General features: G+C 64.4%; 15 protein-coding genes. 10 read left to right on the top strand and 5 right to left on the bottom strand.

Annotated features, from left to right (window positions below; translation table 11 throughout):
- Nucleotides 1-2: 2 nt before the first annotated feature.
- The 4 genes from motA to flhD are packed head-to-tail and all read right to left on the bottom strand — an operon-like array spanning nucleotide 3 to nucleotide 2,623.
- Nucleotides 3-860: a flagellar motor stator protein MotA gene (gene motA, locus OOZ63_RS18570; RefSeq protein WP_137943284.1), complete on the bottom strand. Its 858-nt coding sequence runs from the start codon at nucleotides 858-860 to the stop codon at nucleotides 3-5.
- A gap of 56 nt (nucleotides 861-916) precedes the next feature.
- Entirely contained in the window at nucleotides 917-1,708 is a 792-nt protein-coding gene (locus tag OOZ63_RS18565) for a class I SAM-dependent methyltransferase (protein ID WP_266007087.1), read from the bottom strand.
- A gap of 23 nt (nucleotides 1,709-1,731) precedes the next feature.
- A complete protein-coding gene (gene flhC / locus OOZ63_RS18560; protein WP_171018277.1) occupies nucleotides 1,732-2,268 on the bottom strand; it encodes a flagellar transcriptional regulator FlhC in 537 nt (178 codons plus the stop codon).
- Nucleotides 2,269-2,299: 31 nt separating this feature from the next.
- Nucleotides 2,300-2,623 carry a flagellar transcriptional regulator FlhD gene (gene flhD, locus OOZ63_RS18555; protein ID WP_266007086.1) on the bottom strand — a complete coding sequence of 108 codons (324 nt, stop codon included), beginning with the start codon at nucleotides 2,621-2,623 and terminating at the stop codon, nucleotides 2,300-2,302.
- A gap of 459 nt (nucleotides 2,624-3,082) precedes the next feature.
- Here flhD and OOZ63_RS18550 point away from each other — a divergent pair, with 459 nt between their 5' ends.
- The 6 genes from OOZ63_RS18550 (at nucleotide 3,083) to OOZ63_RS18525 (ending at nucleotide 9,048) form a co-directional block, all read left to right on the top strand.
- Nucleotides 3,083-4,318 (top strand): flagellin, encoded by a 1,236-nt coding sequence (locus OOZ63_RS18550; RefSeq protein WP_266007085.1) that lies wholly within the window; start codon nucleotides 3,083-3,085, stop codon nucleotides 4,316-4,318.
- Nucleotides 4,319-4,528: 210 nt separating this feature from the next.
- The gene (locus tag OOZ63_RS18545) at nucleotides 4,529-5,773 is read left to right on the top strand and encodes a flagellin (protein WP_266007084.1); all 1,245 of its coding nucleotides are present in this window, start codon (nucleotides 4,529-4,531) and stop codon (nucleotides 5,771-5,773) included.
- 104 nt (nucleotides 5,774-5,877) lie between these two features.
- Nucleotides 5,878-7,317, top strand: coding sequence for a flagellar filament capping protein FliD (gene fliD, locus OOZ63_RS18540; RefSeq protein WP_266007083.1), 1,440 nt, complete (start codon nucleotides 5,878-5,880; stop codon nucleotides 7,315-7,317).
- 168 nt (nucleotides 7,318-7,485) lie between these two features.
- Nucleotides 7,486-7,920 carry a flagellar export chaperone FliS gene (gene fliS / locus OOZ63_RS18535; protein WP_266007082.1) on the top strand — a complete coding sequence of 145 codons (435 nt, stop codon included), beginning with the start codon at nucleotides 7,486-7,488 and terminating at the stop codon, nucleotides 7,918-7,920.
- Between the two features lie 45 nt (nucleotides 7,921-7,965).
- Nucleotides 7,966-8,265, top strand: a complete 300-nt coding sequence (locus tag OOZ63_RS18530; protein ID WP_266007081.1) for a flagellar protein FliT — start codon at nucleotides 7,966-7,968, stop codon at nucleotides 8,263-8,265.
- Nucleotides 8,266-8,304: 39 nt separating this feature from the next.
- On the top strand, nucleotides 8,305-9,048 hold the full coding sequence (locus OOZ63_RS18525; protein WP_266007080.1) for a flagellar brake protein: 744 nt from the start codon (nucleotides 8,305-8,307) through the stop codon (nucleotides 9,046-9,048).
- Between the two features lie 335 nt (nucleotides 9,049-9,383).
- On the opposite strand, the gene fliE is transcribed toward OOZ63_RS18525, so the two are convergent.
- On the bottom strand, nucleotides 9,384-9,707 hold the full coding sequence (gene fliE, locus OOZ63_RS18520; protein WP_266007079.1) for a flagellar hook-basal body complex protein FliE: 324 nt from the start codon (nucleotides 9,705-9,707) through the stop codon (nucleotides 9,384-9,386).
- A gap of 161 nt (nucleotides 9,708-9,868) precedes the next feature.
- Between fliE and fliF the strand changes: the two genes are divergently transcribed.
- Genes fliF through fliI form a run of 4 tightly spaced genes read left to right on the top strand, consistent with a single transcriptional unit; the run spans nucleotide 9,869 to nucleotide 14,826 of the window.
- Nucleotides 9,869-11,581 carry a flagellar basal-body MS-ring/collar protein FliF gene (gene fliF / locus OOZ63_RS18515; protein ID WP_266007078.1) on the top strand — a complete coding sequence of 571 codons (1,713 nt, stop codon included), beginning with the start codon at nucleotides 9,869-9,871 and terminating at the stop codon, nucleotides 11,579-11,581.
- Between the two features lie 15 nt (nucleotides 11,582-11,596).
- Complete coding sequence (gene fliG, locus OOZ63_RS18510) at nucleotides 11,597-12,592, top strand: flagellar motor switch protein FliG (protein WP_266007077.1); 996 nt, start codon at nucleotides 11,597-11,599, stop codon at nucleotides 12,590-12,592.
- A gap of 12 nt (nucleotides 12,593-12,604) precedes the next feature.
- Nucleotides 12,605-13,393, top strand: coding sequence for a FliH/SctL family protein (locus OOZ63_RS18505; protein ID WP_266007076.1), 789 nt, complete (start codon nucleotides 12,605-12,607; stop codon nucleotides 13,391-13,393).
- Complete coding sequence (fliI, locus tag OOZ63_RS18500; RefSeq protein WP_266007075.1) at nucleotides 13,390-14,826, top strand: flagellar protein export ATPase FliI; 1,437 nt, start codon at nucleotides 13,390-13,392, stop codon at nucleotides 14,824-14,826. Before OOZ63_RS18505 ends, fliI begins: the two co-directional genes overlap by 4 nt.
- Nucleotides 14,827-14,832: the final 6 nt, after the last annotated feature.

The raw sequence follows: 14,832 nt of genomic DNA, 5'->3' as shown, positions 1-14,832 counted from the left end.
CCTCACTTCTTCTTCACATGGCCTTCGAGTTCGGCAAAGGTTGGGCGTTCCGTAGAGTACAGCACCTTGCGTCCGAATTCGATAGCAACCTGAGGCGCGTAGCCCTGCATCGAGGCCAGCAATGTGGTCTTGATGCACTGCAACTCCTTGCCGTCCTCGTCGACCTTGCTCTCCAAAAGACCAGCCAGCGGCTCGGCGAAGGCATAGGCCAGCAAGATCCCGAGGAAGGTGCCGACCAGGGCCGACCCGATCATGCCGCCCAGCACCGCCGGTGGCTGGCCAACCGAGCCCATGGTGTTAACCACGCCCAGCACGGCGGCCACGATGCCGAACGCCGGCAGGCCGCCGGCCAGGCGCTGGATGGCCTGCACGGCCATATATGCCTCGTGATGATGGGTGTCGATCTCGTTGTCCATCAGCGATTCGATCTCATGGGCGTTCAAGTTGCCCGAGACCATCATGCGCAGATAGTCGGTGATGAATTCAGCCACATGGTGATCATTGCCCACCACCGGATACTTCTGGAACAGCGGCGAGCTGTGTGGATCCTCGACATCCTTCTCGATCGACATCAGGCCCTCCTTGCGGGCCTTTTGAAGAATGTCGTAGAGCAAGGCCAGCAGCTCCATGTAGCGAGCCTTGGTGTACTTGCTGCCCTTGAAGCAGGCACCCAGGCCCTTCATCGTGGCCTTCATGACCTTGGGCGGATTGGTCGCCAGCATCGCGCCGATGGCCGCGCCGAAGATCGTTGTCATCTCGAAGGGCAAGGCCTTCAAGATCACCCCGATATTGCCTCCGTGGGCGATGTACACCCCGAAGATGCAGGCCATGGCCAGCACCCAGCCAATGATGACAAACATGGATGGATTCCGTTTTGTATTCGCTTGTGGCGGGCTCTGGTTTGTGGACCAGGCCCTCAGTTGCTAGTCATATCGGCGCGGGCGGCGCGCTCTTGAGCGGCACCGGGCGCATACACCCATAAGCGGTGCCGCCCGCCCAGCTCGATGCAGGCCCGCGCCTGCAGCGCCGGCAGCTCGAAATCAAGGCTGACCAGCCAGGCATTGGGGCGCAGTTGCTCGCGCATCTTGGCAAACGCCTGCGGCATCGACTCCGGGCGCTGGAAGAGATAAATCAAGTCGTAGGCACCCCAGTCGTCGGCCCACATATCACCGCGCCGCACCTTTGCCCAGGGGCAGCTCCAAGCCGCCAGACGGGCCAGCAAAGCGCTCCACTCCACCCCCTCGATGCGCGCCTGCGGGTAGACCCGGCGGAGCTCGCGCAGGCCGTGGCCCAGGCCGCAGCCAGCATCGAGCACGCGAGCGCCATTGCACAGCGGCGCAATCTCGGCCAAGGCTTGCAGTGCGCCCTGCGGGGTGGGATAGAGCGGCGCATCGCGCCAGAGCCGCTGCGGATATGCAAGCGCAAGCAGCAGCAGCGGCAGCAACCAGGCCCAGGCCGGCAGCCCTGACGCAGCGCCGCTGATCAATAACGAAAGAGGAAAGCCCAGCGCTACCATCACGCGGCGCCAGCGGCTGGCCTGGGTCAGCGCCAGTAGCAGGCCGGCAAGACCGGCCCCGAGCGCAGCGGGCAGCGGCCCCAGGCCCAGGCGAGCCAGCGCGAGAAACAGCAACCAGGCGGCGCCCCAGCTCAGCAGGGCCGGCAAAGGCCAGGCGCTCAGACGGTGCAGCGCGGCCATCGGGGAGGGCATGGCCGAGACTGTCACGGCAGCCCTCAGTGCATATGGATGCCGCCCTGCGCCTTGCCCTTGCCGGCGCGTGCCGGTGGGTTGCACAGGCCGCAGACATAGTGGCGTGCGATTTCGTGCGGGTGGGTCACGAAGTGGCCGCCGCACTTGCTGCATTTAGTCATCGTCAGCATGCCGTTGTCGATGAACTTCACCAGGCGCCAAGCACGCGTCACCGAAAGCTGCTCCTCCAGGCCCTGGGCCTGGGTCTGCTCACGGTAGAGCTGGAAGGCCTTGATGACGGTGTCGATTTCATCCATCTCGGCGACCTTGTTCAGGTACTCGTGGATGTTGAGAAACAGCGAGGCGTGAATATTGGGCTGCCAGGTCATGAACCAGTCGGTCGAGAACGGCAGTTGGCCTTTGGACGGCGACTTGCCCGAGACTTCCTTGTACAGGCGCAGCAGGCGCTCATAGCTCAGATCGGTCTCCGACTCCAGCACCTGCAGGCGCGCGCCCAGGTTGATCAGGGTCACCGCACGTTCAATCTGGCGGGCTTCGGTCAGGATGCTTTTCTGGCGCATGATGAGTCTCGGTAGGTGATTAGAGTTCTGCTCAGGCGGCTTCTTGATGCCGACCAGCCATCAAGATACTGGCATGCAGGCGGGAGACTTGGTCATTGGCGGCGGTCTTGCCGTGGCTGGTCAGCAGGCCCCAGACCATGTCGTCGTCCATGCGGAAGCGGCACAGCAAGGTGTTGCCCGAGGCGATCTTCATCATCTGACCCGGGCTCAGCGTGCCGATCAGGGTTGCGGTTTCTTCCGAGATGCCCAGGCGGTACAGGGCCTGCTCACGGTCGCTACGGATCAGGCTCTGTGCCAGCATCAGGTAGGACAGATTCGCTTCACGGATCTCGGCGAGGATTTGGTCTGCGTTCATCTGGCACTCCTGTTGTTTCGGTTTGGTTCCAACGTGAAACGGATTGTGAAGACGAGAACAGGCCCCCAACATCAGGCCAAATCCGCGCGTTGCGTCTCTCTTCTGAGCAGGTCCGTGTAGGGCAAATTCCTACACGCGTGCTGCAGACCAAGAATTACCGCTTTGTTCCGGCGACCAGCCGTCCCACGTAACAGCGTGTGAAACATGCCTAAAGTTCTGTCAGGCCAGATCGATAAACATCCCAACGGAATCGAAGCTTCGGCTCCGTGGTCCGGAACAGCCGACCGGTGGATTTTGAGTGGATCAGCTCAGACGACCTCTCAAGTCTTCATCGACTAGCTGCCGCCGGACGCAGTCTGCGGCTTGCCGCAGACGCGGGGACCGCTATCACCCGATGGCAGTCCCCGAGGCAAGAGCCGGCGTCTGCCGGGAGCACCTGTAACACTTTGGAGATCGATCATGTCAATGTCTGTCAACACCAACTCGGTTTCGCTGAACGCCCAGCGCAATCTGTCTTCTTCGCAAAACTCGCTGGCCACCTCGATGCAGCGCCTGTCGTCCGGTCTGCGCGTCAACAGCGCCAAAGACGATGCCGCCGGCTTGGCGATTGCTGAGCGCATGAGCGCCCAGACCCGCGGCCTGAACGTTGCGGCCCGCAATGCCAACGACGGCATCTCGCTGGCGCAGACCGCTGAAGGCGCGCTGGGCAAGGTCGGCGACATGATGCAGCGTATGCGTGAACTGGCTGTGCAGTCGGCCAACGCGACCAACAGCTCCGACGACCGCAAGGCCCTGCAGGCTGAAGTTACGCAGCTGCGCGATGAAATCGACCGCGTCGCCAAGAACACATCGTTCAACGGCCGCAAGCTGCTCGACGGCTCCTTCGGTTCGGCCAACTTCCAGGTCGGTTCCGACTCGGGCCAGAACATCACGGTCGGCAGCCTGACTGACACCACCACAGCCGGCCTGTCCAACATCACTTATGGCGACAACTCGGCCGAAACCTCCGCCGGTGACACCGGTGCGGTCGATGTCGCGAATGCCACGGTGACCGGCTACAACACCGAGATCGCTGCGGGCACACTGACCATCCAGGTCGGCACCGCCACCGCCATCGACCTCGGCAAGATCGAGGCCGCCGGTTCGGGCAAGGAGCGTTTCGGCCAGGTGATCGAGGCGATCAACCGCAAGACAGCCGACACCGGCGTCTCGGCCTTCGCGACCCAGAATGCCGATGGCACAATGAAGCTGGAAGTGGTCAGTTCAAAGCTGGACGCCGCGACCCCGCCGGTGCCCGAGACCATCACCTTCGCTGGCTTCACCGCCGCCGACACCGGCATGGCCGTTGCCGATATGGCCCAGACCGCCAAGCAGAACGAGGTCGGCATCGACGATATCTCGGTGGAGACCGAGAAGGAGTCGTGGGTTGCAATGAAGCAACTCGACAGCGCGCTGAACCAAGTCAACAGCGCCCGTGCCAAGCTGGGCGCCGTGCAGAGCCGCTTCGAGAGCGCTGTCGGCAACATCATGATCCAGAGCGAGAACACGGCAGCCGCTCGTGGCCGCATCATGGACGCCGACTTCGCGACGGAAACCTCCAACCTGTCTCGTACGCAGATCCTGCAACAGGCCGGCACGGCGATGGTGGCCCAGGCCAACCAGCTGCCGCAGCAAGTGCTGTCGCTGCTGCGCTGATGGACTAAAAGCCGGGCGCGCAAGCGCTCGGTCACTCCCAGCCAACAAGCCCCGGTCACGTGCCGGGGCTCTTCATTAACGGCACCGAATAAGGCATCAAACACCCTGCTTATCGAGTCTTCCGGCATTTAAGTTCTGCCGAAGAATGCACCTACCGAGTAGGTACGCCGGCTCCAAGCCGGAATCATCGATTTCAGTAGGAGAGCCGCGATGCCTCAAACCATCAATACCAACATCGTTTCGCTGAACGCGCAACGAAACCTGAATAACAGCCAGAGTTCTCTGGCAACCTCGATGCAGCGCCTGTCCTCGGGCCTGCGTGTCAACAGCGCCAAGGACGATGCGGCTGGTCTCGCGATCGCCGAGCGCATGAACACCCAGGTGCGCGGCCTCAACGTCGCAGCCCGCAATGCCAATGACGGCATTTCGCTGGCCCAGACCGGCGAAGGCGCGCTCGGCAAGGTCGGCGACATGCTGCAGCGCATGCGCGAGCTGGCCGTGCAATCGGCCAACGCGACCAACAGCCCGGACGACCGCAAGGCCCTGCATGCGGAAGTGGTGCAGTTGCGCGACGAAATCGACCGCGTCTCGAAGCAGACCTCGTTCAACGGCAAGCGCCTACTGGACGGGTCCTTCACCGCCGCAACTTTTCAGATCGGCGCCAACTCGGGTGACGGCATCACGATCGGCAGCCTGGCCAACACGACGACCGCCGCTATCTCGACGGTCCAGTACGCGGAGGGAAACACCGCAACCTCCTTCGATGGCACGCAGATCACCGGCACCAATCTGGCGGCCATCCCCGGCGCCGCCAATCCCGGCCCGTTGACGATCACGGTGGCGCCCAGCGTCACGCCTATCGATATCGGCAGCATCCCGGCGTCAAGCTCCGAGAAGGAGCGCCTTGGTGAGGTCATCGAGGCGATCAACCGCAAGACCACCGACACCGGCATCTCGGCCTATCTGGTGGAAGACCCGGCCGTGGCCGGCGCCTTCAAGGTGACGATGATGTCCTCACGCATCGATACGACCACCGGCCTGCCCGGTGTGGTTACCCTGGCCGGCTTTTCAACGGCCACGACCGGTGTGGATGCCGGTGACGGCGGCCTGATCGTGCCGCCGGCGGTCAACCCCGAGATCGGCATTGACACCCTGAGCATCGAGACAGAGGTCGGCGTGTGGAAGGCGATCATGAAGATCGACAGCGCGCTCGATCAGGTCAACGGTGCGCGCGCCCAGCTCGGCGCGGTGCAAAGCCGTTTTGAGACGGCGGTCGCCAATATCCAGATCCAGAGCGAGAACGTATCGGCCGCCCGCGGTCGCATCATGGACGCCGACTTTGCGCAGGAAACAGCCAACCTCTCGCGCGCCCAGATCCTGCAGCAGGCCGGCACCGCGATGGTGGCCCAGGCCAACCAGTTGCCGCAGCAGGTGCTGCAGCTGCTGCAAGGCTAAACCCGCCCTTCTCCGCTTGCGAGGCCCGTTGCATGCAAACGTAACGGGCCTTCAGTTGTTGGCTGAATTGACCGACAACAGATCACGGCTCCAAGGATACGGACATGGGCATTTCATCGACAGGCATTGGCAGCAATCTGCCGGTCGCCGACATCATCGACAAGCTGGTCGCGCTGGAGAAGAAGCCGCTGCAGAACCTGCAGACATCGGCCACCTTCATCCAGACCCAGATCTCGACCTATGGCAAGGTGCAAAGCCTGCTGTCGGGCGTGACCTCGGCCGCCAATGCGATGGCCAAAGCCTCGCTGTGGGGCCAGACTTCGGCCGGCAGCAGCAACCCGACCGCCCTGTCCGCCACCGCCAGCGCTGGCGCCAGTGCGGGCAACTACAGCGTCAACGTGACCCAGCTGGCCAGCGCCCACAGCCTGGCCTCAGGCGCCTATGCCTCCGGCGCAGCAGTGCTGGGTAGCGGCAAGTTGAAGATCGAGCTGGGCAAGTACACAGACCAGGTCGCCCCCGCGAACCCGAGCTTCACACCCAAGGATGGCGCCAAGACGATCAACCTCGAGTTCAGCGCCGAGGGTACGACCTTGGAGGACGTGCGCAAGGCCATCAATGACGCCAAGTCTGGTGTCACCGCCAGCATCGTCAAGGACGCCAGCGGTTCGCGTCTGACGATACGCAGCGACACCACCGGTGAGGTGAGCGCACTGCGAATCACCGCCACTGATCTGGCCGACGCTCCGCTGGCCACAGGCCTGGGGGCACTGGGCTACAGCCCAGACACCGGCAACACGACAATGCAGCAAACGGTAGCGGCAAAGAACGCGCTGGCAACCGTCAACGGTCTGGATGTGGTGTCCGAATCCAACACTTTCAGCGGCGCGATCGAAAACGTGAGTTTCACCGTCTCGGCGCTGACGACGACACCGGCCACGATCAATATCGCCAATGACGGCGCGGCGCAGAAAAAGGTCGTGCAGGACTTCGTCACTGCCTACAACGCGCTGAACAGCTTTCTGGTCGAGCAGACCAAGTACGACGAGAAGGCCAAGATCGGCGGCGCGCTGCAGGGCGACAGCACGGTGCTGAACCTGCGCAACCAGATGCGCAACATCCTGCGCGAGACCGGCGCCGGCCAGTTCAATTTCCTCAGCATGACCAGCAAGGACGCCGACGCACCGACCGACGGCACGATTACGCTGGACATCGGCGCGCTGGACAAGGCCATTGCCGATCCAGGCAAGCTGGCCAAACTCTTCGCCGGCGACGCCTCGGCCAATATCACCGGTATGGCCAAGCGACTGGCCGATTTCACCACCGGGCTGACAGGCACCAAAGGCTCGCTAAGCAGCCGCACCGAAGGTCTGAACCAGAAGCTCAAGCTCAACGAAAAAGACCAGGACAAGGCCGAGGATCGCATCGCCCGGCTGACCGACAGGCTCAACAAACAGTACCAGGCGCTGGACAACCGCATGGCCGGCCTGAGCACGCTGCAGAACTTCATCAACCAGCAGGTCACCAACTGGAACAAATCCTCTTGAGAGGCGCCTGCTCCGCTCACCCATGCCCGCTGCCCGCGGGCATGCGTCGTTTTGGGCTCGGCAATCCCGGTGTAACAAGGCGAATCTGTCACATCCTGAGGCTCAAGTCCGCGCCGGAGATGGCCGATAAGGACTACATAGCAGCATCCAACCGGCCCTCATCACATCATGAACGCCATCGCCACCTTCTTCGAACCGGCCCGCACGCACAACACCATGGCGAGCAACTTCTACCGCCAGACCGGCGTGCAGACAGGCCTTGAGGCCGCTTCGCCGCATCGCCTGGTGGTGATGCTGTTTGACGGGCTGATGGAAGCCATGGCCCAGGCTCGCGGCGCAATCGCCTCGGGCAATGTCGAGCTGAAGTGCCGCGCCATCGGGCGGGCTGTGCGCATCGTCGACGAAGGCCTGAAGAGCGCGCTGGACCTGAACCAGGGCGGCAATCTGGCGGCGGACTTGTCCGACCTCTATGGCTATGTGATCCACCGCCTGACCGAAGCCAATTTGCACTCCGATGTCGATGCGCTGGAGGACTGCCGAAAAGTCATCGAACCCCTGCGCGAAGCATGGCTGGCCATCGCCCCCCAGGCCGACAGCCGCTGAGCCGCCGCCACCTCACCGCAACGCCCGCGAATGATAGGTATCACCATGAACACCCACCTGCTGAGCTATTACGAAGCCATTGAGCAAGCCAGCGCCGACATGTTGTCGGCCGCCCGCTCGGGCAATTGGGACCAGGTCGTCAAGCTCGAAGGCGCTTGCGTGCTGCTGATCTCGCAACTCAAGCGCGCCGCCTCGCAGGATCAGCTGCCGCCCGAGGAGAACCAGCTGAAGACCCGCATCATGCAGCGTATCCTGCTCAACGACGCCGAGATCCGGCACTTGGCCGAGCCCTGGCTGGAAGACCTAGACCTGGTGCTCAGCGGCAAGAGCAAGATGGTGCACTGAACAAAGTCCGAGGCCTGCGGGCCTTGACCCCTGCTTCGCATGACGACCCGCCAGCTCGAAGACTTTCGCATCACAGCCAGGCCCGAGATCGAGGCCTGGCTGCGCCGTTTGCTCGACCGTCAGGTGCGCCTGCAACTGAGCACACCGGCCGGTGCCAGCCTGCTGACCCAGCTGTTCAGCGTTGATGTAGAACACCAAAGCCTGAGCTTCGAGGTCACGCCGGATCCACAAGCCCTGCACCAGTTGCAGGCCCTGCTCGACAGCGCCGAACTGGTCGCGGTGGCCTATTTGGACAGTATTCGGCTCGAGTTCGAGCTCGATGCCTTGGTGCTGGTGCAAGGCACCGCGCTGAGCACCTTGCGCGCACCCTGGCCGGCCGAGCTCTACCGCTTTCAGCGCCGCCAGGCTTTTCGCGTCGAGCCGCTGGGCCACAGCTATCCGCGAGTACTGGTGCCACATCCGAATGAACCCGATATGGCGCTGCGCCTGCGCGTGCTGGACCTGAGCGTCAGCGGTCTGGCCCTGCTGCTGCCGGCCGACGTGCCGCCACTGGAGGCCGGCCTCAGTCTGAACGCCGCCCGCGTCGAACTCGATGGCGACGTCCATTTCGAGACCACGCTGCGCCTGCAGCATGTCGGCCACTGCAGCCCTGATGCACACGGCATCAGCCACGGCCTGCGCCTGGGATGCGCGTTCGGCACCTTGCCCAGCGGCGCCGAGCGTGCGCTGCAGCTCTATATCGACCAGACCCAGAAACGCCAGCGGCTGCTGAAAAAGCTCTGAGCTGCCTCTCCAAGTCCACATCCGCGGCCATGGGTTCACGCCGCTGGAGGCGGCAGTCGTGAGCGAGCAAGCCCTGAGCAGATCCTCGTCAGCAGCCGTTGCAGTGGCGCGGCCCGGCGCTGGAGCGCGCGCCGTGACACGCCCTGCGATTGCCAAAAAGACGGGCAAGGGGCGGCGCGCCTGCGTGCAACGTCGGCCGCGGCGAGCTCAAGGAGCTATGCACTCGCGGAGCTCGGCCGGGCCGATACGTCAGAGTTCCAGCCGGGGCAGGGTCGGGCCCTGATCGACGCCCGAACTGGACGAACGCTGAACCCAGTGCGGGTGCAAAGCTGACCTCAGACCTGCATATTCATCACTTCGGAATAGGCCGAAACCAGGCGGTTGCGCACCTGCAAGGTGGCCTGGAAGCCGATCTGAGCCTTCTGCATCGCCACCATGGTCTCTTCCAGGCTGACATTGGGGTTGTCCAGCTGGACCTCGCGTTGCAGGCGCGTCGCTTCGGCCTGCTGTTGGCTGACCCCCTTCATCGCCTGGGCCATCGCATCGCCGAAGCTGGCGCCGCCGACCGCCTTGGGCTTGGCCAGCGGCTGGCCATTGACAGCCATGCCGGCGCGTGCGGCGGCCTGGGCGAAATCAAAGGGCTTGAGCTTGAGGTCCATGGCAGCGAATGCTACGCAAGCCCGCGCCTTCCTAAGGAGGGAACTGCACTCGGTTCATCGGCCTGTTCGCGGCTTTCTTGAGGGGCCAAATCCGAATAATTGCAGGCAGCGGGTCACCTGTCGGTGGACCGTGAAAAACCGCACAGAGAACCTGCCGCCTCATGGACAACGCCCTCGCTTCACCCGCTCCCACCGCCCTGGCCGATCTGGCGCAGTCGGGTGCGTCGGCCGCTGCACCGACCGGATTTGCGGCCCGCATGGCGGCCCTGCCGATGCGCAGCAAGCTGAGCCTCGGCGTGGGCCTGGCGGCGCTGGCCGGCGTGGTGCTGGCGATGACCTTGTGGAGCGGCCAGGGCGACTATCGCCCGGTCTTCACCGGACTCTCCGACAAGGACGGCGGCGCGGTGATCGCCCAGCTCGCCACCCTCAACGTACCCTACCGCCACGAGCCCGGCGGCACGATTCTGGTGCCGGCCAACCAGGTCTACGACGTGCGCATGAAACTGGCCTCGGCCGGCCTGCCCAAGGGCAGCACTGTCGGCTTCGAGCTGATGGACAAGACATCGATCGGCCAGACCCAGTTCAATGAACGCCTGAACTTTCAGCGCGCGCTGGAAGGCGAGCTGACCCGCACCATCACCGCGCTCAATGACGTCGCGGATGCCCGCGTGCATCTGGCGATGCCGCAGCAAAACGGTTTCTTCCGCGAGCAGCAAAAGCCCAGCGCCTCGGTGATGCTGACCCTGCGCGGCGGCCGCACGCTGGACCGCGCCCAGGTGGCTGGCATCGTCCACTTGGTATCGGCTTCGGTGCCCGAGCTGAACCCCAAGGCCGTCAGCGTGCTGGACCATACCGGCGCGCTGCTATCCAACGCCGGCGACAACGGCTCCGGCCTGGACAGCCAGCAGCTTCAATACAAGCAGCAGATCGAGGCCAACTACAACAAGCGCATCTACGAACTGCTGGAGCCGGTGGTGGGCCGCGAAAACCTGCGCGCCACCGTCACCGCCGATGTCGATTTCTCCCAGGTCGAATCGACCGCCGAGGAGTACAAGCCCAACCAAGGCGCCAATGCCCAGGCCTCGGTGCGCAGCAACCAAACGCAAGAGTCGATCAACGCCACACCCGCCCTGCCCACCGGCGTCCCGGGCGCGGCCACCAACCAGCCGCCGGTGCCGGCCACCGCACCGATCAACGGACAGGCCGCCCCGCTGCAGACTGCCCAAGGCGGGACTAATGGTCAGCAGAGCACGCGCCGCGAGGCCGTCACCAACTACGAACTCGACAAGACCGTGCGCGTGACACGCAACGCCACTGGCACGGTGCGCCGCCTGAACGCAGCCGTCGTGATCAACCACCGCCAAGTCACCGATGCCAAGGGGAAGACCAGCAGCCAGCCGGTGTCGGCCGAGGAGCTGACCAAACTCAACGAGCTGGTGCGCGAGGCCATGGGCTTCAGCCAAGATCGCGGTGACTCGATCAAGGTGGTCAGCGCGCCCTTCATGGACAACAAGCCAGAGGTCGTCGACGTGCCGCTGTGGAAGCAGCCCTGGTTGCTGGACTTGTTGCGCACGGCCGCCGTACCGCTGGCCCTGGTGCTGGTGGCGCTGATCGCAGTGTTCGGCCTGGTGCGCCCGGCGATCCGCGCCGCCAACCCGCCGCCGGCCGAGGCCAAGACCGACGAGGCCGGCCAGCTCAACGCGATGGTCGATGACCAGCATGAACTGCCCGGCATGGGTGGCCTGCCTGCCCTCGAGGCCCCAGTCTCGAATGACAAGCTGGAGCGCGCCCGTCAACTCGCCCGCGATAACCCGGTGGCTGTGGCCAACATCATGCGCTCCTGGATCAACGGCGAAGAACTCGCCACGACTTGACGAACGAGAACCCTCATGGACGATCAAGGCGTAGAAGACGCAGCCATTTTGCTGATGTCCCTCGGCGAGGAAGAAGCCTCCGAGGTCTTCAAGCATCTGCAACCCAAGGAAGTGCAAAAGCTCGGCGAGACCATCGCCAAACTTAAGGTGATCCCGCGCAGCAAGGTCGAGGAGGTGCTGGAACGTTTCGACGCCGTCGCCGAGACCCAGAGCACCTTGGTCAACGACACCGATGAGTATGTGCGCAATGTTCTGCGCAAGGCACTGGGCGACGACAAGGCCAATCTGCTGCTGGACCGCATCCTGCAAGGCGGCGATGTCTCAAGCATCGAAAGCCTGAAGTGGATGGACGCAGCCTCGGTGGCCGAGCTGCTGCGCAACGAGCATCCGCAGATCATTGCCGCCATCCTGGCCCATTTGGACTACGACCAGACCAGCTCGGTGCTGCGCGTCTTCACCGAGCGCCAGCGCAACGAGGTGCTGGTGCGCATTGCGACCCTGGACGGTATCCAGCCGATGGCCTTGAAGGACCTCAACGAGGTGATGAGCCAGGTCCTGGCCGGCGGCGAGCGCATGAAGAAGAGCTCGCTGGGCGGGGTCAAGACCGCGGCCGAGATCATCAATATGCTGGGTTCCTCGGTCGAGGCCTCTGTGTTGGACTACATCCGCGAAGCCGATGCCGATCTGGCCCAGAAGATCATGGACAACATGTTCACCTTCGAAGATCTGGACAAGATCGACGACAAGGGCATCCAGGCCGTGCTCAAGGAAGTGCAGAGCGAGTCCCTGGTGGTGGCGCTCAAGGGCGCCGCTCCCGAGTTGCGCGAGAAGATCTTCCGCAATATGTCCTCCCGCGCGGCCGAGACCCTGCGCGAGGACCTCGACTCCCGCGGCCCGGTGCGGCTGTCCGAGGTCGAGAGCGAGCAAAAGGAAATGCTCAAGATCGTGCGCCGCCTGGTCGACGAGGGTCAGATCATGCTGGCCGGCGGCGGCGACGACCAGTTTCTCTGAGGCTGAACCGCGATGGCCATCAGACAACCGCCCCGCCAGGTGCCGCCGCCCGAACGCCGAGACGGCGAGGAGCGCCGCAGCAGCTACAGCCGCTTCATCCCGCGCGAGGAGCTGTCCGGCTTCGCCGCCTGGAACCCCGACGCACTGCAAGGCGGCCCGGAAGCCCGGCGCCCCCCTATCTATGCGCCGGCGCCACCGCCCGCCCCGGCCGCCGCGCACACCCCGCCGCCGGCACCCGAACCGCAGATAGAAGACCTGATTCATGCCGCTCGGCAGTCCGGCTACCAAGACGGCTACCGCGACGGCATGGCCGCGCTGGATGCCTTCAAGAAGAGCTTTGCCCAGCAGATGAGCGCCCAACTGGGCACCCTGGTAAAGAGCTTCGACGGCGAATTCCGCGCGCTCGAAGACCAGATGGCTGAGGCGCTGGCGGCGATGGCCGTCGAGCTGGCGCGTCAGGTCTTGCGTAGCGAGATCCAGCAGCGCCCCGAACACATCGCCCAGGTCGCCCATGACGCGGTCGAGGCCTTGCAGATGTCGGCCCGCCATGTGCGTGTGCGCGTCAATCCGGACGATTTGCCGCTGGTGCTGGACGGCGCGGGCGAAGAGATGAAGGCCCGCGAGGCCCAGGTGCTTCCCGACCCCGAGGTACCGCGCGGCGGCTGCAAGATCGAGTCCGACATTGGCAGCGTCGATGCGACCCTGGCCGCGCGCTGGCTGCAGGTGACCGGCGCGATGGGTCAAAGCACGCTGTGGGAGGACCGTCGCCAGATGGACGCCGAACCGGAGGCCAAGGAATGAGCCAGGACTTGCAGGAAAGTCGTCGCGATCGCTGGACCCGCTATCTGCAGGATCTGCAGTCTTTTGCCGCCACCCCGGTGGCGCTGGAGCCACAGGGCAAGCTGGTACGGGTGGCCGGCATGGTGCTGGAAGCAACCGGCGTGCGAGTGCCGGTCGGCTCGGTCTGCGAGATCCACCTACCGCGCTCTGCCAACTCGCGCCGCGGCAGCCCGCCAGTCAAGGCCGAGGTGGTGGGTTTCTCCGGCGACCGCGCCTATCTGATGCCCACCGACGAAGTGCAGGGCCTGTCCAGCGGCGCGATGGTGTTGCCACGCCTGTCGCCGCCCAGCGCGCCCAAGCTGGGCAAGCCACAACATCCCTGGCGCCGCGACGAAGACCGCGGCCTGCACCTGCCGATGGGCGAAGGCTTGCTCGGCCGCGTGGTCGACTCGCACGGCCATCCGCTGGACCGCAAGGGACCGCTGGAGCGGGTGCAGGACCGGCCGATGATTCGCCGCCCAATCAATGCCATGGACCGCGACCCGGTGCGCACCCCGCTGGACACCGGTGTGCGCTCAATCAACGCGATGCTGACTGTGGGCCGCGGCCAGCGCTTGGGTCTGTTCGCCGGCACCGGCGTGGGCAAGTCAGTCTTGCTGGGCATGATGGCTCGCTACACCCAAGCCGATGTGATCGTGGTCGGCCTGATTGGCGAGCGCGGCCGCGAGGTCAAGGAATTCATCGAGGACATCCTCGGCGAGGACGGCATCAAGCGCTCGGTCGTGGTCGCAGCGCCGGCCGATGCGCCCCCACTGGTGCGCATGCAGGGCGCGACCTATGCCACGGCGATTGCCGAGCATTTCCGCGACAAAGGCCAGCATGTGCTGCTGCTGATGGACTCACTGACCCGCTATGCAATGGCTCAACGCGAGATCGCGCTGGCCATTGGCGAGCCGCCGGCGACCAAGGGCTATCCGCCGTCCTGCTTTGCCAAGCTGCCGCAGCTGGTCGAGCGCAGCGGCAACGGCCAGCCCGGTGAGGGTTCGATCACCGCCTTCTACACCGTGCTGTCCGAGGGCGACGACCAGCAGGATCCGATTGCCGATGCGGCACGCGGCATCCTGGACGGGCACATCGTGTTGAGCCGCGAGCTGGCCGAGGCCGGCCACTACCCGGCCATCGACATCGAGCGTTCGATCTCGCGGGTGATGAGCAATGTCGCGGAGAAGCCCCATCTGGAGGCGGCACGGCGCTTCCGCCAGCTGCTGGCCAAGTACAACAAAGCGCGCGATCTGATACAGCTGGGTGCCTATGCCCCCGGCCACGACCATGAGCTCGATCTGGCGGTGCGCCTGCACACCGATATGAACCGCCTGCTGCAGCAAGACATGCACAGCCCCGCACAGCTGCAAGCCAGCGTGGGCCAGCTCGAAGCTGTGGTTAACCAAGCCTGAAACCGG

It is taken from the genome of Paucibacter sp. PLA-PC-4, assembly GCF_026241155.1.
Classification (GTDB): Bacteria; Pseudomonadota; Gammaproteobacteria; order Burkholderiales; family Burkholderiaceae_C; genus Roseateles_E.
Note: the sequence above shows the minus strand (reverse complement) of the source record. Positions and strands in the feature narration are given on the sequence as shown.